16 protein-coding genes, 1 tRNA gene and 1 pseudogene are annotated in these 20,697 nt (G+C 39.4%); 6 read left to right on the top strand and 12 right to left on the bottom strand.

Annotated features, from left to right (window positions below):
- From F927_RS11595 to F927_RS11585, 3 genes are all read left to right on the top strand, one after another.
- Entirely contained in the window at window positions 1–927 is a 927-nt protein-coding gene (locus tag F927_RS11595; RefSeq protein ID WP_005084862.1) for a PD-(D/E)XK nuclease-like domain-containing protein, read from the top strand.
- A gap of 17 nt (window positions 928–944) precedes the next feature.
- On the top strand, window positions 945–2,462 hold the full coding sequence (locus F927_RS11590; RefSeq protein ID WP_005084860.1) for a hypothetical protein: 1,518 nt from the start codon (window positions 945–947) through the stop codon (window positions 2,460–2,462).
- A 63-nt stretch (window positions 2,463–2,525) separates the two neighbouring features.
- Window positions 2,526–2,813 carry an HTH domain-containing protein gene (locus tag F927_RS11585; RefSeq protein ID WP_005084857.1) on the top strand — a complete coding sequence of 96 codons (288 nt, stop codon included), beginning with the start codon at window positions 2,526–2,528 and terminating at the stop codon, window positions 2,811–2,813.
- A gap of 11 nt (window positions 2,814–2,824) precedes the next feature.
- On the opposite strand, the gene F927_RS11580 is transcribed toward F927_RS11585, so the two are convergent.
- The 8 genes from F927_RS11580 to efp form a co-directional block, all read right to left on the bottom strand.
- Entirely contained in the window at window positions 2,825–3,838 is a 1,014-nt protein-coding gene (locus F927_RS11580) for a tyrosine-type recombinase/integrase (RefSeq protein ID WP_005084854.1), read from the bottom strand.
- A 142-nt stretch (window positions 3,839–3,980) separates the two neighbouring features.
- Window positions 3,981–4,057: transfer RNA gene (locus F927_RS11575), tRNA-Val, on the bottom strand.
- 35 nt (window positions 4,058–4,092) lie between these two features.
- The gene (locus tag F927_RS11570; RefSeq protein ID WP_005084852.1) at window positions 4,093–6,084 is read right to left on the bottom strand and encodes a transglutaminase TgpA family protein; all 1,992 of its coding nucleotides are present in this window, start codon (window positions 6,082–6,084) and stop codon (window positions 4,093–4,095) included.
- A 4-nt stretch (window positions 6,085–6,088) separates the two neighbouring features.
- Window positions 6,089–7,006 carry a DUF58 domain-containing protein gene (locus F927_RS11565; RefSeq protein WP_005084849.1) on the bottom strand — a complete coding sequence of 306 codons (918 nt, stop codon included), beginning with the start codon at window positions 7,004–7,006 and terminating at the stop codon, window positions 6,089–6,091.
- Window positions 7,007–7,020: 14 nt separating this feature from the next.
- A complete protein-coding gene (locus tag F927_RS11560; protein ID WP_005084848.1) occupies window positions 7,021–7,980 on the bottom strand; it encodes an AAA family ATPase in 960 nt (319 codons plus the stop codon).
- Window positions 7,981–8,061: 81 nt separating this feature from the next.
- On the bottom strand, window positions 8,062–8,364 hold the full coding sequence (locus tag F927_RS11555; RefSeq protein WP_008941998.1) for a YbdD/YjiX family protein: 303 nt from the start codon (window positions 8,362–8,364) through the stop codon (window positions 8,062–8,064).
- Window positions 8,351–10,465 (bottom strand): carbon starvation CstA family protein, encoded by a 2,115-nt coding sequence (locus F927_RS11550; protein WP_005084844.1) that lies wholly within the window; start codon window positions 10,463–10,465, stop codon window positions 8,351–8,353. Before F927_RS11550 ends, F927_RS11555 begins: the two co-directional genes overlap by 14 nt.
- 181 nt (window positions 10,466–10,646) lie before the next feature.
- Window positions 10,647–11,216: an elongation factor P gene (efp, locus tag F927_RS11545; protein ID WP_004639622.1), complete on the bottom strand. Its 570-nt coding sequence runs from the start codon at window positions 11,214–11,216 to the stop codon at window positions 10,647–10,649.
- Window positions 11,217–11,569: 353 nt separating this feature from the next.
- Between efp and epmB the strand changes: the two genes are divergently transcribed.
- From epmB to F927_RS11530, 3 genes are read left to right on the top strand one after another with little or no spacing between them, the layout of a single operon-like run.
- The gene (epmB, locus tag F927_RS11540; RefSeq protein ID WP_005084841.1) at window positions 11,570–12,586 is read left to right on the top strand and encodes an EF-P beta-lysylation protein EpmB; all 1,017 of its coding nucleotides are present in this window, start codon (window positions 11,570–11,572) and stop codon (window positions 12,584–12,586) included.
- A 13-nt stretch (window positions 12,587–12,599) separates the two neighbouring features.
- Window positions 12,600–14,354, top strand: a complete 1,755-nt coding sequence (locus F927_RS11535) for a hypothetical protein (protein WP_008941999.1) — start codon at window positions 12,600–12,602, stop codon at window positions 14,352–14,354.
- Window positions 14,336–16,429: an EAL domain-containing protein gene (locus F927_RS11530; RefSeq protein ID WP_005084836.1), complete on the top strand. Its 2,094-nt coding sequence runs from the start codon at window positions 14,336–14,338 to the stop codon at window positions 16,427–16,429. The genes F927_RS11535 and F927_RS11530 overlap by 19 nt, the downstream gene beginning before the upstream one ends.
- Window positions 16,430–16,538: 109 nt before the next feature.
- Here F927_RS11530 and rpmE read toward each other — a convergent pair whose 3' ends face one another.
- From rpmE to F927_RS11510, 4 genes and pseudogenes are all read right to left on the bottom strand, one after another.
- A complete protein-coding gene (gene rpmE / locus F927_RS11525; protein WP_004639630.1) occupies window positions 16,539–16,763 on the bottom strand; it encodes a 50S ribosomal protein L31 in 225 nt (74 codons plus the stop codon).
- 199 nt (window positions 16,764–16,962) lie between these two features.
- Window positions 16,963–17,931 (bottom strand): bile acid:sodium symporter family protein, encoded by a 969-nt coding sequence (locus F927_RS11520; protein ID WP_005084835.1) that lies wholly within the window; start codon window positions 17,929–17,931, stop codon window positions 16,963–16,965.
- A 139-nt stretch (window positions 17,932–18,070) separates the two neighbouring features.
- Window positions 18,071–18,472, bottom strand: a complete 402-nt coding sequence (gene gloA / locus F927_RS11515; protein WP_004639634.1) for a lactoylglutathione lyase — start codon at window positions 18,470–18,472, stop codon at window positions 18,071–18,073.
- Between the two features lie 2 nt (window positions 18,473–18,474).
- A pseudogene (locus tag F927_RS11510) lies at window positions 18,475–20,669 on the bottom strand (AmpG family muropeptide MFS transporter).
- Window positions 20,670–20,697: the final 28 nt, after the last annotated feature.

Genomic DNA, 20,697 nt, shown 5'->3' with positions numbered 1-20,697 from the left:
ATGAACTCATTAGTTACTATCGCTCAAGATAATCATTTAATTGCTGATATGAGCAATGATGAATATCACGCTCGCCCAGAGTACAGCTCAAGTCAGTTAAAAGACCTATTACGTAGTGCTGCACATTTTTACTCTTACAACATTGCTAAAGAGCATGAAAGAGAGTCAAAAAAACACTTAGATTTTGGAACACTTGCTCATACGTTGTTTTTAGAGCCTGAAAAGTTTGAAGCTGAGTTTGTTGTCTTACCTGCTGATGCACCAAAACCACCAACGGATGTGATGCGTAATGCTAAAAATCCATCTGCTGATTCGATTGCACGTGTCGAATGGTGGGATGCATGGGAAGCTCAAAACGGTCAGAAAATTACAATTTCAGATGAACAGTTATCAGGGGCACAACGCATTGTTCAAAGCTTACAAGCATTAAGCATGTATGCAGTGATGCAGAATAATCCTGGTATTCCTGAAGCAAGTATTTTCTTCACTGATCCAATCTATGATTTGCAGCTACGTGTGCGCCCCGATTATCACATTATTCCGTGTGACCGCTTTCCAAATGGACTGATTTTAGACGTTAAAACGGCGAATGATGCACGTCCTATGGCGTTCTCGAAAGCTTGTGGAAACTTTGCATACGATCTATCTGCGGCAATGTACCGCGAAGGCTTTCAACAGTATTACCAAACCGAAGATAAGCCCGACTTTATATATCTAGTTGGTGAGAGTGATGCGCCTTTTGTCGCTAAGCAATACAAGGCTTCTGACCTGTTTTTAAGCGTGGGTGAAGTACGTTATCGCAAAGCAAAAGAACTACTCGCTGAATCTCAATTAATGAACGAATGGCAAGGTTACTCACTCGAATTAGAAGAAATTTTCCTCCCTTCGTACATGACCAAACTCGCTCTACAAAACGATTTTAATTAATTTTAGGAATTTTTATTATGAATGCTCAAGCAAATCAAGTTGCTACTTCTTCTATCTCAGTTGGCTTATTGAATCTCGAAGCTTTCGAGTTATCTCAACGTGTAGCGAAGATGCTATCAAATTCAACGTTGGTACCAGAACAATATCGCGCAGTGACAAAAGTCAAGGCTGGCAAGGATAACAATGGCAATTGGCAATATCGTGAAGAACCAAACCCAAGCGGTTTATCTAACTGCATTATTGCTCTAAATATTGCTAATCGACTCGGTGCAGATGAATTAATGGTGATGCAAAACCTTTACATCATTGAAGGTCGTCCAGCTTGGTCATCACAATTTATTATGGCTGCAATTAATAGCTGTGGTCGCTTCACTTCATTACGTTTTGAGATGAAAGACTTGGGCGAAAAAGAAGTCGAGTATCAGGAAACTCAATGGAACAACGGACGTAAAAGCAACGTCACCAAAAAAGTTAAAATTCAAAACCTGTCTTGTTATGCATGGGTTGAAGAAAAAGGATCGGTTGACGAAAACGGCAAGCCTATCATTTTAAAATCTTCAACTATTTCTGTAGAAATGGCAGTGAAGGAAGGCTGGTACCAGAAGAACGGCTCTAAATGGCAAACCATGCCTGAGCAGATGCTGCGCTATCGTGCTGCTTCATTCTTTGGCCGTGTCTATGCACCAGAGTTATTGATGGGCCTACGTTCTGCTGAAGAAGAACAAGACCAGATCATTGACGTTACACCGGATCAGGAACTGGTAGTTAAGGCTGATACATCTCAATTAAAACGCGACATCCTTGCCGTTAAATCACCTGCCGAACTGAATGCTTTAGAAGAAAAAGTATTTGATATTACAGATGACTCGGCACGCAAAGAACTCACAAAACTGGTGAATGCTCAGGCTCAAAAGTTCCAGCCTAAGGTTGTCGAAGAAGTACCTGCAGAAGAAAAGCCAAAGCGCTCACGTCAACCTAAAGCCGTGGAAGACGCACCAGTAGAAGATATTCCGCCGGCTCAACAAGCTGAAAATGTCCAAAATCAAACATCAAATGATGTCGGAGATGGGGCGTTAAGCGTAGATGAATTGAAGCGCCTTCAAGCAGAAGCCGAAGCTATGGTTGAGCAGAAGAAACAGCCAAGCTCTGCGGAAATGAAAAAGGAATATGCCAAAGCTCTGAATGGTGCCAAGTCGCTGGCCGATGTACTAGATCTAGAAGAACAGATTGAGAATGACAGCGGATTGAATCAGACAGATGCCCAATACCTTCAAGCAAACATTGAGCAAGTACGTGCCAAGTTTGAGGCCTCACAAGCACCTGCTGTAGATCCTCTCAAAAGCGGATCAGTTAAAAACGGTCTTACCCTCCTGATCTCTGATGCCAAGAACGGTGAAGACATTCGACAAGTTGCACAGCAAATGAATGCAGCTAAGCCGAATTTGACCAATGAGCATCAACAGGAATTACTGCAAGCCTACGCGCAGAAAAAGAAATTGATCGAAGATCAGTTCGATATGTTCCAAAGCAACTAACACGGATCTGGCCACACCTTCGGGTGTGGTCTGAAATGGAACAATATTAGAGGAGTTAGTCTGATGGGGGCACTTAAGTACACCATTACTGTTGAATCTGATGCACCTCCGCAGCTTTTTTTAGGTGCAATCATTGGTGGTGCAACAGTAGTGGAAATGCGGCAGGAAAAGGTTGAATTGATTTCTGCTGCTGAGATTGCACAGCGTCATGGTGTTTCAGCTGCAACCGTTCGTAGAAAACTGGTAGCCATTAATCAGGGTACGGAAGGTAAATTTTTATATGATCCAACAGCAGCATCACAGATGCTCAAGGATTCAAAAACTAAGCGTGGAAGAAAGAGAGCTAACTAGGCTCTCTTTTTTTATGAATTGAACATTTCAACCAGTTCGGCTGCATCTGGATTGTAGTAAACATTTACCAGTACTTCGATTTTTCTGTGTCCAGTAATTTTAGCCAGCACCTCTACCGGTAATTTTCTTATCTTCACCATTCTTGAAATAGCTTCATGTCGGGTATCATGGAAGTGCAAATCTTCAATACCCGAATCAGCCTTTCTTCTTTCCCACAGCTTTCTAAATGCATCTGCTGACTGAGGAATAATTTTCTCATCTTCATGAGGAATCAATGCTATTAACTCTTTTGCGAATTTAGATAGGGGTACATTGCGCTTGGATCCGTTCTTGGTTCTAGGTAGATGCACATAACCATCATAAATTTCAGAACGCTTCATGCTGAGGATTTCACCCTTTCGCATAGCAGTCTCAATGGCAAATAAGAATCCCCATGCAACATAGTGTTGTGGCAATGTGGGTACCTGCCCTATTTCATACTCCAGTAGCTCAAGCATTTTATTTATTTCATGCTGAGCAATCCGTCGATATCGAGATTCAGGCTTAATTGGCTTAGTGATCTGCATCCATGCATTTACATCCAACAGGAACATTTCCTTTTGAGCATAAGTGAACATAGCGGAAAACAGTGAAATTTCCTTAAGAACAGTATTTTCTTTTACCTGGGTACTTCGCCTATTACGCCAAGCTGTTAAATCTTGGGGTGTGATGTCATAAATATTCTTATAAGCCAGTTCACCAAACTTATTTTCAAAAGTTTTGTATTGAACAAGGATCCAGTCTTTAGATTTTGAGTGGCGGCCTACTTTCTCGAAATATTCATCAAATAATTCTTTGAAGGTAAATACAGGCTTGGTTTCCTTTAATACGGATTCGCCAGCATTGGCCTTAAGTTCTAATATCTTTAAAGCAGCCCATTGCTCGCATTCTTTTGGAGTATCTCGGGTAGCTGAATAGCGCTTACCATCAAACATAAGTTCGATTCGGTAAGCATCACCTCTTTTTCTAGGTTTGGGTAATTTCATCGTATGGGTCTTGGCGTAATCTTGGCGTAAATTATGGCGTATTTTCACCAAAATGCACAACATTTGCGCCAACAGCGACAAATAGCAGATATTAAAAAAGGCCTACAAGTCATTGAATTGCTTGTAAGCCTTTGTTTTATCTTGGTAGGTATAAGCAGACTCGAACTGCTGACCTCTACGATGTCAACGTAGCGCTCTAACCAACTGAGCTATACACCTAGAATGAAAAGCATGATATGCATTTTTCTGACTGATCACAAGTTTTTTTGAGCCTGTTTGATTGCAATCGCACAGTCTTTAAGCAACTTCTTAAATTGCGCAAGATCTTTAGCATTGCCCTGCTCCAAAAATACGATTTTCTGATACAACACAACCACTTGTTCAAAAGCCTCATGATTTTCAAGATCAGCCGATAAACGTTGTATCCAAACCTGAAATGTCTCAGCGGGCATTTTCTGCATATGCTTGGGAACAGTTTTTTGAAATTTTAAAATCATTCGGTGGTATGGTGCTTGCTGTTGATTTCGTTGCCATAATGAGAAAAATATATAAAGAATTAATATTCCTGCTACGCCACAAATCAACATGACAACGTAACCATAAGTCGTATCTAATCCTATTTTAGATAACCAGTTTTTCTGTTTATCAACATCATAGCCGACAACTTTACTTTGCCATTGATAACCCAGATAATCGCTCCAAATACGGACATTCTTCAAAAATTTAAATTGTTGCATCTGCCAAGCTTTGGTCTGCTGATCTCCCCAGATCCGCTGATCCTGAGTTAAATAATCTTGCATACTGGTATCGAAGCGTTGTGGTGCGATGATTGCCGTTGGGTCTACCCGTTGCCACCGTCCATCCAGATACACCTCACTCCATGCATGTGCATCTAGCTGACGAACTTCCCAACTTTTTCCATCAAGAGCACGTTGTCCGCCTTGGTAACCTGTGACGACTCGCGCAGGAATACCCACATATCGCATCAACATGACGAAACTCGATGCATAATGCTCACAGAAACCTGTTCGACTAGAAAATAAGAATTGGTCGATGCGATTTCCGCTCAATGTACCGGGGGTTAAAGTATAAACAAAGCCATTTTGCCTATACCACGTCAATACTGCTCGAACGTATCGTTCAGGATGACGCTGACTCTGTTCAAACAATTCATTTGCTAATTCTTGCGCCTTTTTATCCAAATCCTCATTAAATCGAGTATTTAACTCAAATTGTTGGGCTGATAAAACGCGACGCTCTGCACTTGTACGACCCAACCATTGCATTTGTATAGGTTGGTTACGTTTGATCAATTTAATTGGACGAATACTATCATCGTGATAGAGCTGTAAATACCTTTCTTGCGGAATAGAATATTCCAACCCCATAATCCAGTTACTTTGCTCGTCTGCGGGTAAATATTGATATGTCACACTACGTGAACTGTTAGGTGTCCCTCTTATCTGTTGATTAACATAACTACTGGTCCAAGTTACACCATCATATTCATCTAGAACTAAAGCACGCCAATACAATTCTTGTCGTGTTGGAAGCTGCTGCATATCTGCAACAATCCGAAATGCCAACGCCGTAGATTGCGATAAACGTGCAATATCCCCAGGTGACATACGATCACTGATACCTGTTATCGCTTGGTCATTTTGAATCGGAATCGCCCAAAGTGGCGGAAGTCGAGGAAAGAAAATGAATAACAAAATAAAAAATGGTGTGGCAATACCAATGAACTTAAAAATCTGTTTAGCATCTTGCTTTAACTGATTTGAAGATAATCTATTTTGGTTAAACAAACCCGTTTGAATACGATATAACCCCATCAAACAAATGACAAATGTTACGAAGACAATCAAAGCCATCCAAAATGCTTGACTATGTAACAGCAAGCTTGCGCCTACAAATAAAGCAAAATTAAATACAATCAATAAATCACGTGTTGTTTTCGCTTCCAAACTTTTGGCAAATAAACACGTACTTAATAGAGCAACGCCGGGTTCCACTCCCAGCAAGCTTTTATAATGGAAATAAATTAGACCAAATGAGATGGCAATAAACCCAAGGAGGATAAGTTTAGATATCGGTGTTAAATCCTGCTTGTGATAACGCCACAACATTAATAGCCATACAATTCCCCAAAAACCACTCAAAGTGACAGGAATAAAAGCCAGTTGTCCAATCAAGATACAAATCAATACAGTCAAAACAGAAAAATAATTTTGCTTTGTCATCATGTCATTACGCCTGTGCCAACAAGCGTTTTGCTTGGATCAATTGCGTATTTCCCTGACCTCTATCCAAACGTACATGCGGCAAAATCACTGCATAATCATCACCATATTGCTCACATTGTTCGATCAAGCCCATCATAAAGCTCAGCTTCTCTTCGTGGCTCTGCGCAGGAATATGCTGATAATCAATTTCTAAATACTGTTGTGTTGCTTGTGCCTCAAACATTTTAATAAAAAATCCTTGCCCTCTAGCCACCTGTTTCCATGCAACATTTTGGTAAGAATCCCCATGCTGAAATGCTCTTAGCTCACGAAACTCATCTAAACGATCATGCGCAGCACTCGGCTGATTTTTATGTTCTTTTTGCCATTCATAAGCTTTGGGCGCAATCCAAACTTTTTCCATTAAATTTAAATATGTCCATGCACGCACCAATCCCAAAGGATAAGTCGAATAAATTTTAATTGCATCAAACTGATAAATGCCGCGCTGTTGTGGAAAAAATGCCAACTCAATACTCTGCTGAGTCTGATTTAAATAAAAGAGCTGTTGCTGTTGTTGCCATTGGATTTGTAAATATCGATTCGTCTTTGTTGGCTGTTTAAAGTTTAATTTCAATGTTAAAACCTGACCGACTTGCCCCACCTCTGCCGTTATTAGCTCAACATGTAGACCATATAATTGTTTAAAAGTGAGATAAAAACTAATGCATAAAATTGCACTCATTAAAAAACAAAGACCTAAAATCAGGTTATTTGCATAGTTAATGCCTGCAATAAAGGTAATCAGAATAAGAACGATATATAGCAGACCATGAGTATGAATAAATACCAAAACATCCTTTTGCAAGAAGGTTTTACTTTGTTCCACCTGAAATCGCTTTGATACCCACTGTTGTAGTCTGCGCTTTAATCTGTTCTGCATGTGTTCATTCTCGACTACAACACATTAACCGATTGCAAAATCCTTTCCACTTCTGCTTCCGACACCCCTAAACGATGCGTTACCACAGCAACAAATACAGCCTGCACATCGTCTGTACTCACAAAACTACGCCCCTCTACTAATGCATATGCTTGTGATGCAGCTTTCAAAGCCAGTACGCCACGCGTAGACAGTCCATGCGGTTGTTTTCTTGTTTCAGCAGCAAGATCTAAAATATATGTTAAAACAGCTTCACTAAGATAAACCTGCTGCGCAAGTTCACGTAACTGCAAAATATCGGCTTGATCAAAAACCGCATCTAATTGATGAATCAGCAATTGTCTTGAACTTTGCTGTAATAACAATTTTTCAGCCTGACGAGATGGATAGCCCAAAGATAAACGCATCAGGAAACGATCCAATTGCGATTCAGGCAAAGCATAAGTCCCACTTTGAAACAGTGGATTTTGAGTGGCCAAGACCCAAAAAGGTTGTGGCAATTCGTAATTGATACCATCAACCGTGACTGCGCCCTCTTCCATTGCTTCCAACAGCGCACTTTGCGTTTTGGGACTACAACGATTGATTTCATCACCCAACAATATCTGGGTAAAAACAGGTCCTTTTTTAAACTCAAAAACGTGTTCTTTTTGATTAAAAATATTAATACCAATCACATCACTGGCTAACATGTCATTGGTAAATTGAATACGTTGAAAATGCAGACCTGCTAGCCGTGCTAAAGCACTCGCCAATGTAGTCTTCCCCAATCCCGGTAAATCTTCAAATAGCACATGACCACCTGCCAATAAGCAAGTCAGTGCCAATTTGGTTTGTTGTGGCTTATCAAGAATCAGTTGATTCACTTCAACTAAAAAACGTTCGATTTTAGTGCCATAGCCCTGAATATCTTGTTTTATTTTTTGATGTTGCTGCATATGATCTTGAGCTGAAACTTTTTCCAGACCCCACATTATTCTATCTCCCCAAAAATAAAACAGTGCATGATTCAACATACACTGTTTTATAATTTTTTCAAAGAAATCAAATAATTTCTAGCAAGGACATTTTTTCATATTTCCCGAACTTGGGTAACGTGCATCGACACAATGACGATAAAACGTTTTTGCATCCATAGGGGTCAGATCTGGATGATGTGTTTTCATGTGCTGTAAATACGTTTCATAGTCAGGCACACCTACCATTAAACGAAAACTTTGCTGCAAACGTTGCCACAACACTGCGATCCGAGACCAATTTCGTGGGGATAACAACAATTGTTTTTGCGACATGATCGTAAATTTAATGATCTTTACAATGATCGAACCGCTTTTACGCGCTATCTTAAACTCCATCATGACCTCCTTTTAGACTATTTGCAGTCATTGGGGTTTCAGTAAATACCGCTGGCGCTTCTTTTGCTGTTGGCGTTGGGCTTGCCAAGGCTCTACGAACTGCACCAATTGACGCAATAATCATAACCACAGCAACAATCATAAAGAAGGCGCATAGTGCAGCATTGATTTGATTCGACAATACAATGGTTTGCATTTCAGCGATCGATTTTGCTGGTGCGAGAACTTCACCACGGGCGATCGCATCTGAAAAACGATTGGATTGAGCAAGGAAACCAATTTTGGGATTATCATGGAAAATCTTTTGCCAACCCGCAGTCATTGAGGTGATGACAAGGAAAATCGTTGGAATGATCGTCACCCAAACATATTTTTCCTTTTTCATCTTAAACAAAATCACCGTACCCAGAATCAATGCCATTGAGGCGAGGATTTGGTTACCGATACCAAATAATGGCCATAAGGAGTTAATCCCACCGAGAGGATCAACCACCCCTTGATAAACGAAATACCCCCATCCTGCAACAGCGACAAAAGTACCGATCAGATTTCCAACAAATGAACTTGAGTTTTTCACTGCTGGGACAACGATGCCCACTGTATCTTGAACCATGAAACGACAAGCACGAGTTCCAGCATCTACTGCTGTTAAGATGAATAGAGCTTCAAATAAAATCGCGAAGTGATACCAAAATGCCATCATCGAGCGATTATTGAAAATTTCTGAAATAATGTGCGCCATACCAATTGCAAATGTCGGTGCACCACCCGTACGAGATAAAACAGAATTTTCACCCACTTCTTGGGCCAAAACAGTCAACATTTCAGGCGTGACCACAAAGCCTAGATTGCGTACGGCCTCCGCAGCAGATTCGACACTTGTACCCAATACCGCAGCTGGTGCATTGATCGCAAAATAGATACCTGGATCTAAAACTGTGGCGCAAATCATTGCCATGATGCCGACAAAAGACTCCATCAACATACCACCATAACCAATCATGCGAATATTGACTTCGTTATCAACCAGTTTTGGGGTTGTTCCTGAAGAAACCAAAGCATGGAAACCAGAGATCGCACCACAAGCAATGGTAATAAATAAGAAAGGAAATAAACTTCCTGAAAAGACAGGTCCCGTACCATCAATAAAATGTGTTACCGCAGGCATCTTCAGTTCAGGCATTGCAAATAAGATACCAACAGCCAGACCCGCAATCACACCAATTTTAAGAAAGGTCGAGAGATAATCACGTGGCGCCAGTAACAACCAAACGGGCAACACAGAGGCAATAAAACCATAAATAATCAGTCCCCATGTGAGTTGCGTTCCAGTTAAGGTGAAAAACTCACCCCAATAAGGATGCTTTGCAACATCACCACCAAATACAATGGCAGCCATCATCAGGACAAAGCCGATAATTGAAACCTCTGCAATTTTCCCTGGGCGCAGATAACGCATATAAATGCCCATGAACAGAGCAATCGGAATAGTTGCTGCGATACTAAATACGCCCCATGGACTTTCAGCAAGGGCTTTGACCACAACTAAAGCCAGTACCGCAAGAATAATTACCATCACACCTAGCGTACCCAGCATGACGATCACACCTGCAAAGGTACCCAATTCCTGTTTTGCCATTTCACCCAATGAGCGACCATCTCGACGTGTTGAGATAAACAAAACAAGGAAATCTTGTACCGCACCAGCAATCACGACACCAACCAAAAGCCATATCGTTCCTGGTAAGTAACCCATTTGAGCGGCTAAAATTGGACCGACTAAAGGACCAGCTCCAGCGATTGCAGCAAAATGGTGTCCAAACAACACATATTTATTGGTTGGGACATAATCCAAACCATCATTTAAGCGATGCGCTGGGGTCAATCGCTTGGGATTTAATTCAAAAACCTTGTTGGCAATAAATAAACTGTAGAACCGATAAGCAATGCTATACACACAGACTGCAGCGAGCACTAGCCAAACTGCATTGACATGTTCACCTCGACTCACTGCAAGTATCCCAAATGAGATCGCACCTACAATGGCAACCAAACTCCATAAGAGCTTAGAGGGAAGTGATGATTTTGTTTGTGTTGTTTCCATTCAGAACCTCTCAAATACATAACTTTTCGTTAGCTGTTACATGGCTTTCCATACCTATATTTTCTCTTCGGAAATATCTTCGTAAGTTTATCGTTTTTAAAAGTTGATTTATCTAATACTTTGGCATAAAAAAAGGGATGATTTTTATCATCCCTTTCGATCATCGCATATTTAGAATCAATTATGCACGTTCTAAATAATCACCAGTACGAGTGTCTACGCGAACGCTTTCTTCTTGTTGTACGAATAATGGAACACGTACAACTGCACCTGTTTCAAGTTTCGCAGGCTTACCGCCACCGCCTGAAGTATCACCACGCACACCCGGATCAGTTTCAACGATTTTAAGCACAACGAAGTTTGGTGGGCTAACCGTTAAAGGTACACCGTTGAACAACATAATTGTACATTTTTCATTTGAATCATCTTTTAACCATTTCGCAGCATCACCCATCGCTGTTTTATCAGCAGCGATTTGCTCGAAAGTGACAGGATCCATGAAGTTCCACATTTCACCATCGTTGTAAAGGTAATCCATTTCAACTTCTACAATATCAGCAGCTTCTAAAGAATCACCTGATTTAAAAGTTTTTTCTAATACTTTACCAGAGCGAAGGTTACGCAATTTTACGCGGTTAAATGCCTGACCCTTACCTGGTTTTACATATTCATTTTCCATGATTGAACATGGGTTTCCATCAAGCATAACCTTAAGGCCAGCTTTAAAATCATTTGTAGAATAATAGGCCATGAAAGGCGCACTCCAAACTTAAAAATCAAATCTTATGGGCTTGTTTAACGTTCATATTTGGTTGCGACAGAGGAGATTTTTCAACGATACAAGGCATGGATGGTGAAATTTAGTTATTCTAAATGAACCATACATAACGCAGTAGCGACAAAAAGTCTCCCTGTCCCGTAGGGTTATGGCTAAAACTTCCTCATACTTCGTTATGAAACTTGGCAAGGGAATAGCCATTCCCTGCGTTTCACGCCTCGCATGATTAAATTTTAACCGATAACGCAATTCATATATGAACGTTAAACAAGCCCCAATGCTAGACTAAGCAAACAGCTGCGGCTAACACTATTTTAACGTATGGCATGATAAACTATTTACATCAAGAGCAAAACTGGCAATCACAACTCAGTGACCTAATTACTGATCCTTTAGAGCTGTTAAATCTGCTTAAGTTATCTACCGATCAACTATTATCAGGGGCAATCCTCGCCTCTGAACAGTTTAAATTGCGTGTCCCACGTGCATTCGTCGGAAAAATGAGCATTGGTGATCCACTTGATCCCCTATTACTACAAGTTCTACCGCATCATCTTGAACTGGAAGAACATCCCGAGTTTGTAACCGACCCTTTAGGCGAAGAAGCAGCCAATCAAATGGCTGGTGTTTTGCATAAATACCAATCTCGGTTTTTACTAACATTAACAGGTGCATGTGCGATTCATTGTCGCTATTGTTTTCGTCGTCATTTCCCCTACCAAGAAAACTTACCGAAAAACGATGATTGGGAAAATATAAAGCACTATATTGAACAAAATCCTCTCATCAATGAGGTAATTTTAAGTGGTGGCGATCCACTGACGCTGAACAATCGAAAAATTTCATTATGGTTAGAACGCCTAGCATCTCTCCCTCAAATTAAGATATTGAGAATTCATTCACGTGTTCCCATTGTTATTCCAAACCGCGTCGATGAAGAGCTGATTTCTATATTAGAAAACAGTAGGCTACGCATTATAGTAGTGGTACACTCAAATCACGCAGCTGAGCTTGATGATTTCACCTGCTCTAAGTTATTACAGTTATCATTACATCACATTACCGTGCTAAATCAGGCGGTTTTGCTCAAAGGTGTGAATGATTCTGCAAAAACTTTGACTGAGTTGAGTAACCGTTTATTTGATGCACGAGTAATGCCTTATTACTTACATGTTTTGGATAAAGTAAAAGGTGCTCAACATTTTGATCTAAGGTCTTCAGAGATAGACCATATATACAGTGATGTATTAGCAAGTTTGCCAGGCTATTTAGTGCCTAAACTTGTGAGGGAAATTGCGGGCGAAAAAAATAAAACACCGCTTTTTGGGGTTCAAACGTTCTGAGATTGATAACACAATGATGAATAATGCTTTTTCGGATATTTTTCAAATTCCAACTGTCTTAAGACGGGACAAACTCAGCTTTTGTGACACAAATACCAAAAGTTTAAATGAGTGGATTTCTAATCTATCGATTATGCAATTGGGTGATACATCAAAAGCCCTATTTGCCGCATTATTAGAACTCAGTGAGTTAGAGTGCTCTGAAACTTTACGTTTTGACTTGGTTCAAGTATTACATCCAACAATTGAAAATGTTCTAGGCAGTTTAGAGAAAAACTTTTTCAATCAAGGTGTGATTAGTTCTGATCGAAATGAACACATAATTGAGCTTGCGATGTTGTTAAGATGCTACTTCGCAGCAGTTTATATCAATATTGTCCGTCGCAGTAATGACCAACTTGATCAGCAAAAATTTTCGATTTTTGCATTGAGTCAAAAGAAGAACTTACAAACTGCGCGTACACTTGCGACCTTCCAAGCATTACAACAGTTGACTCAATTATTGTATCAACAGCATATGCTCTATAGTGAACCTGTTGCAGGACAATGGTTAATCGCTCATCAACTTTACGATGCCGCCGTTACACACAAATACCATCATAGTAATTTGGAGCAAGTTTTAGGCACACCTAATCCCTTGAGTACAATATCTCAGGCTTATGCTCAATTGATTCTGATGGATATTTTCAACACCAATCAAATTCGTCAATCTGAAATACAAGCTTTATTCCAATGTAGCTTTGATTGGGCAAAAATGGTTCAAGTTCTCTCTAAAGAAACTGAGTTAACCAAATATGTGATTGATACCAGTAAAGATCACCCACCCATTTATAATAAGAAACAAAGTTCTGGCTTTTTGCCTAATGTTTTTATCAGCACACATTCTTTATTAGATCATGTTACCGCTACACTGCATAAAAACCCTGAATATGTCTCTAAAAACGAGAAAATTTATTTAACACCTGCTTTAAAATTTCATGTGCAAACTATTTTAGGAACCATTGCCGAACGTCGCCATGAACGTTATGAATACAATGCTCAGCTACACATTTGTTTTGGTTTGCTCACCGCACATTTTTATTTATCAAAAGCAAAAAACTTTGCTGAAACTTTATTCTTAGAGCATAGCTATAATTTACAAAATGAATCACGCTTTATGTCTTCTTGGGATAAGAAAAATACAACTGAAAATCAAGAGTCTGCGATTCAACGCTTAAACCGCGAAAGTAAAACCGTTCATCAAGCCGATATACTCGATATTAGTGTCAACGGTTATCGTATTAAATGGTCAGGTGAAGCCCCTAAAAATTTAAGAACAGGAGAATACATCTTAGTTAAAGAAACATCACATGGGCATTGGCGCGGTGGTGTGATTCGTTGGCTGAAACAATCGACCGAGAAAAGCTTGGAACTCGGTTTAGAGGTTTTAGCACAAGAGATTTTCCCTTGTGCTGTTCGTATTCAAGCAGATCGACATATTAGTAATTATCACCCAGCGCTTTTATTAAAAAATCAAAATTTGGATGAAACCAAAACGACTTTAATATTACCAGGTTCACAAATTTTTCGAGAACACCAAGCTGTTCATTTAAGATTGGGGAAAGAGGAAGTAAAAGTGTATCTATTAAACGCACAATTAATCACCCAAAGTTTTGTTCAATTTGACTTTGAACTACTGAATGACGAAGAACAACCGGTTCTTCGCAAATTTATGGCACAAAGAAATATGGACAAAATTGATCAAGATTTATGGGAAGCATTAAAGTGAGAAATTCTTTACTCTCTAAAAAACTAAAACGGACTGAAACACGCTTATTAATTATTGATGATAACCAATTACGTTATAATCAAATTTTAGCTTTATTTTCGGCTCAAGATCATCAAGTTCAAGCGACTTTATTAGATGATCTAAAAACATTTGAAAAGCAGTTGAATTTACCTTGGGATATTGTGATTTTTGGACGTGCTTACGATTTAAAAATTGAACAAACCCTCTCTCTTATTCAAGCTTCGACTCAACCGAGCCTCCCAGTTTTATTACTTGAACCCGAAGATTTCAAAGCAGATCAATATCAGTCCTATATTCATAAAGGAATTTATGACGTATTAAATCTAGAATCATCTGAAAAGTTTTATATCCATATTGTTCGAGCACTTTCTTACAGTCGCTTGGTTCAAGGTGAACATCGCTTACTCAGCGAACTAGAAGCAGCTCAAACACAAGCGCAATCACTTGTCGCTGAAAGCCATAAAGCTGTAGCCATGCTTCAAGAAGGCATACATATCAGTGTAAATGCTGAATATGCGAATCTTTTTGGTTTTGAAAGGGCAGATGATCTGGTTGGTCTACCCATTCTTGATGTATTACAACCAGAAGACCTAGCCCAGTTTAAATTACGATTTAAAAAGATTTCACAAGGTCAATTTGATCAAGCACGTTTTGAACTTCGTACTCAAAATCCAACGATTCAAAACAATCCATTACAAGTTGAATTCTTACCTTCAGGCAACGAAGATGAAATACAACTCAATATTGAATGTGGAACTGCTAATCAACCTGCAATCGTTGCCAATACCGCATCGAATAGCACAGAGAAAAGTTCAAACTTATTTAATGCATTACAACAAATTAATCGCCAGATGCTGAATCATCCAGCCAATGACAATGCCTTGGTTTTATTTAGCTTGAATAACTTTCCAAATGAGGTGTTTCAAAAAGACTGGCGGGGCGCAAAAGCATATTTTTCTAGCATTCCTAACTTTATTAAAGAGCAGGTCAACGCCCCTGTCTATCAAATAGATACAGGTGTCTATGCGGGCTTATTTCAAGCTGAATCAAAAGCAGTTTTAAACTCATTATTGATCAGTCTGAACAACCTACAAAAACCCCAACTCCTCGCAACTGAACAATCTACATTTCCATTACATCTAAAATTAGGCTATTGCGAACTTAACAAGCAAATTCCTGATGAAGCTCATTTTGAGCAAATTATTTCTAAGGCATTCCTAAAATCACTGCCAGTCATCAATACGCCAAAAATTGATGCCAATATTGGTATAACCACGGAACACATTCCAAAGCAAGTTCAGTTGAGTTTATTACAAGATCTGAAACAAAAACTGGAAGCAGGTGATATCCATTTAAAATATCAGCAAACCTATGATAAACAGGATCAATATACGCACACTTATGAAGTTTCTAGCGGCTTTATACATAATAACCAATGGCAAGAAATCAGTGATCTTTCAGATTTAAAAGATGATCCTGAGTTATCAGTTCAATTGGATCGTTGGATCTTAGTCGAAGCGTGTAAACAGCTGCATAACTTCATTACGCAATATCCAAAAGCAAAATTGATTATTAATCTAAATCATCACATTTTGCTGAATGATAAGAAGTTACCTGAACTGGTTGCAAAGCTACTCACGATCATTGGTAGCAAACAGGCTCATCCAATTATCTTACAATTCTCCGAACAAGCACTCCAACAAAATCTATCTCAAGCTCAACCTCAAATCGCATTGTTACGTCAACATGGTGCTGAAGTTGCTATTCGTGGTTTTGGTAATTCTCTTTATAGCGACACGATCCTACAGCAAATCGATACGCAATATATTAGTTTTCATCCCAACCTTTCAAAGATGCTTTCTTCTGAGAAAGATATGGCCAACTTACAAGAGAAAGTTCTACATTTCATTGCACAGAAACCAATTGAAATATTCTTGACCGAATTGAACGATATGAATTTATTTGCCAATGCTTGGAATGTTGAAACACGCTTTCTGCAAGGAAATTACTTCCAGAAAAAACTCGATCGTCTAACAGATGTGCAAGATCAATAGAAAATCCTTCTCTACACAACTTGAAATGTTCCTCATCATTTATTAAATGGGTGAGGAACTCAGTAGGCATAAAAAAACGGGCATAAAGCCCGTTTTTTGTTTTTTGATATTAACGTTTGATAGAACGTGACATACCAGAAAAACGTTGTTTGAATTTGTCGATACGACCGCCAGTATCCACATTCTTTTGTTTACCAGTGTAAAATGGGTGGCAAGCAGAACATACATCTAGATAAAGTGTTTCTTTACCTAAAGCAGATTTAGTTTCGATAACGTTACCACATGAACAAGTAGCAACTAAAGTTTCGTATTTTGGATGAATATCGGCGCGCATGCTCGATGCTCCTAATAGTAAGAAAGGCTTAAGCTGTTATCGCAATTGATCACTCTCAAAATATGAGGAAGGCAAAGTGTTCTAAACTTGCAGACCAACACGACAACAGACCATTTCTTTTGACCCACCGAGACCCTAAAAGTCAGAGCAAAGCCAACAAGTGGCGAGTATTATACGCCAATAAATCAAATTTAGCGAATTATTCTTGTGTTGATTTTGACCAACGATTTGCAATTACACCACATACCATTAACTGGATCTGATGAAAAATCATGATCGGTAAAACAATCATCCCCAATGGTTGCCCAATAAATAAAATCTGCGCCATCGGCACACCACTGGCCAAGGTTTTCTTTGAACTGCAAAAGAAAATCGTAACCTGATCAGCTCGATTAAATCCAAACCATTTCGGGACATAAAAAGCCAATAGCATCACAATGGTCAATAACACTGAGCAAGCAATGATAAGGTAAAGTAAAGTTATACCACTGACCTGCTGCCACAATCCTGCAACGACAGCACTACTAAATGCGCCATAGACCACCATTAAGATCGACCCTTGATCAAATGCTTTAACTATACTCGGCACTTTGACCATATATGGAAAAATATAAGGACGTAATATCTGCCCGAGAATAAATGGGACTAATAATAGCAAGGTAATTTGTATAATTGATTTGGTAGGGTCAAAACCATGTTGACTCTGCCCTAGAATAAAAAAACTAACCAGAATCGGGGTAATAAACATCCCGATAATATTAGAAAAAGATGCACTACACACCGCACCAGCAACATTACCTTTAGCCATTGAAGTAAAGGCGATCGAAGACTGTACTGTTGATGGCAAGAAGCACATAAACAAAAAGCCCCAATACAATTGTTGCCCCAATAATGGTTCTAAAACAGGTTTAGCCATCAAACCAAGTACAGGGAAAATTAAGAAGGTAAAGGCAAAGACCAAGGCATGCATTTTCCAATGTAGCATTCCCTCCATCACAGCTTCGCGTGATAATTTTGCACCATGTAAAAAGAAAAGTATTGCGATAGCGACTGTGGTTAGGATATTGAAATAAGATGCTATTTGACCTGAAACGGGTAAAAATGTTGCAAGTACAACCATCGCCACCAAGAGAAGAGTAAAGCGATCCAATGCCAAAATTTTGAACATAACTTATTCCTATTCACCCATTAATTATGATAAAGCCCAATATGATATTGTTGACCATTTGATCGACACATCATACTGGGCTATATAAATAATACTAGCGCTTTTAAATGAGAAATCTTCAGCTTAAGATGAATTCAAATTAGTTATTACGAGCATTTTGATCCTGTTGAATGAGTTCAATTTTATAACCATCAGGGTCTTCAACAAAAGCGATAACCGTTACACCGCCCTTCATTGGTCCAGCTTCACGCACAACTTTACCACCACGCGCCTTGATCTCTTCACATGCTTTGTAAGCATCTTCTACACCAATCGCAATATGACCGTAGCCATTGCCTAAATCATAACTGCTGGTATCCCAGTTATGGGTTAACTCAAGTACGGTATTATTTTCTTCATCACCATAGCCAACAAAAGCAAGGGTAAAACGCCCCTCTTCATAATCACGTTGACGTAGCAATTTCATACCAAGTACCTCAGTGTAGAACTTTAAAGATTGTTCTAAATTACCTACTCGTAACATCGTATGTAACATGCGCATCGTTATTCACCTGTCTGCTGTTGTGTTGTTTGATTTTCATGATCACGTAATAATTTCGCGACCCAAACCACTAAAATTAAAATCGGAATACCAATTAAAGTCGTCATTAAAAAGAAATTCGGATAGCCCATATTGCTCACCATCGTACCCGAATAACCACCTAATAATTTGGGGGTTAAAGTCATTAATGAGCTAAAAATAGCATATTGAACCGCTGTAAAAGAGACACTGGTTAAACTCGATAAAAATGCAATGAATGCAGCACCAGCCAAACCTGCCGCAAGATTATCCACGATGATCGCGAAATATAGCCATAGCGAGCTGTATTGCTTGATCACTTTACCTGATAGCTCTGTATTACCTTGCTCATCTGGACTAATTGGTGCAATTGGCTGAATATCAACATCTAAAGTTGTCGCAACAGGAGTTGCTGACTCAACATAATACTGTCGCGTTGCGACGAAACTTTGTTCGCCAGAATTTTTCAAATTTGCGATTGCAGTGATCGTTTTACTGGTTGACGATTGTAGTATTTGCCCACTGATCACACCACTAAATAGGCCATACTGATCAACTTTAGCGATGAACTCTTGACCATCTAACTTCAATACAACAGGTCGTTCAACATCTAACTGATCGGCATCAATACCTGCCAACTGTCCTTTAATCACCAAACTCTGCTTTAATTCATTGATGTTAAGATGATCGTCATGACTAATCGGTAGCAATTGAATTTGAGGCTGCTGTGTTGCGATTAAGTATGGCAATTCTAGTTGAATTTTAGATTCAGCTTGGTTTTTGAATTGTGCAGCTACTTGCACCGAATCCGCCTGTACGAGTGCCTGTGTAGGCACATGGACTTTCCAATAACCGACTTCATCTGTTTCCGCTTGATAAGAATGTTGCCCAACCTGAATCTGAACCTGATCCAATGGCTTTCCAGATTTTACTAAACCAATAAAAATTAGATTTGTCGAACTTGCAAGTACCGCACCGATAAACATTAATTTCATAATGTTCATCCGTTGTGCAAGCAAGCCGCCTAAAAAGCCACCCAGTAAACTAAATAGTACGCCATATACTTTCACGGCTTCCGCTATTTGCTCTTTACTGAAATTCAGATCCTGATAGAACACATTGGAAATCACACCAGCAATAATATCGGATACGCGGAAGAAGCCGATCAACAGCAATAAAACTAATGCGAGTTTTACACCATAACGCTTAAAGAAATCTAGAATAGGCGCGACCCATGTTTCTTTTGCCATTTCTTGATTTACAACACCCATTTTAACAAGACTAAAGCCAATAAAAATAGCGGTTGCTGTCGCTGTCAAAAACCGCAGTGCTTCTAAACCAAAAAGTGCGGCAGTATCTTTAATCGCGGTTGCTTGAATCAATGCTTGTGTTAAATGACCAGAGTAAATATACGTCACTACAAAAGTTGTGACTGCTAGAAAAAATACCAATACCAAGCGGTAGTAATCAGTCTTCTTATAATCTTTATAGACACGATCAACTTTCGGTTCACGAACAACCAGTGTGGTAATAATCCCGACGACCATAACAGCCGCCATGGTCAAATAAGTATATTTCCATGCTTCGTATATATAATTACCTTTTGCTGTACCCAAATAGGCAGCTAAGAATAAAGCTCCAGCACCCGCGACAATCATCCCAATGCGATAACCTGCATTATAAGTTGATGCTAAAATGGTTTGCATCTCAGTTTCTGCTAGTTCAATACGATAAGCATCAATAACGATATCTTGGGTCGCAGCAGAAAAGCCCAATAAAACTGCACCAGCAGCCATTTGTACTAAATAACTTCGACCCAATGAAGGATCTGAAAATGCCATTATACAAATCGCACAGATAATCAAACACTGAGCAATTAATAACCATGCTCGACGACGCCCAAGCGTTCTGGTTAGAAATGGTACAGGTAGCTCATCGATCAACGGCGCCCATACAAATTTAAAAGAATAACCTAATGCCGCCCAACTAAAAAAAGTGACTGCTGTTTTATCGATTCCAGCCTCACCTAGCCATAAAGATAAGCTTGAAAAAATCAATAAAATTGGTATCCCTGCGGAGAAACCAAGAAATAACATAATCAGAGCGCGGCGGTCTAAAAATGCTTTAAATGCAGATGCCCACCCAGAGGCTTGTGTCGTCATTGCTTATTATTTTCCATGAACATGCGAGAATCTGCCTATTCAATC

It is taken from the genome of Acinetobacter haemolyticus CIP 64.3 = MTCC 9819 (assembly GCF_000369065.1).
Lineage (GTDB): Bacteria > Pseudomonadota > Gammaproteobacteria > Pseudomonadales > Moraxellaceae > Acinetobacter > Acinetobacter haemolyticus.
Note: the sequence above shows the minus strand (reverse complement) of the source record. Positions and strands in the feature narration are given on the sequence as shown.